The 244-nt window shown below is 54.1% G+C and carries 1 rRNA gene; it reads right to left on the bottom strand.

The features are described 5' to 3' along the window. Window positions 1-244: ribosomal RNA gene (locus WFN61_RS20825) — 16S ribosomal RNA — on the bottom strand; the annotation flags it as partial.

Raw genomic sequence — 244 nt, 5'->3', positions numbered from 1 at the left:
CGCTGGCAACAAAGGATAAGGGTTGCGCTCGTTGCGGGACTTAACCCAACATTTCACAACACGAGCTGACGACAGCCATGCAGCACCTGTCTCACGGTTCCCGAAGGCACCAGGCCATCTCTGGCAAGTTCCGTGGATGTCAAGAGTAGGTAAGGTTCTTCGCGTTGCATCGAATTAAACCACATGCTCCACCGCTTGTGCGGGCCCCCGTCAATTCATTTGAGTTTTAACCTTGCGGCCGTAC

The organism is Pseudescherichia sp. AS216, from assembly GCF_037152055.1.
GTDB lineage: Bacteria > Pseudomonadota > Gammaproteobacteria > Enterobacterales > Enterobacteriaceae > Pseudescherichia.
The sequence above is the reverse complement of the archived record's forward strand: the minus strand, read 5'-3'. Positions and strand labels throughout refer to the sequence as shown.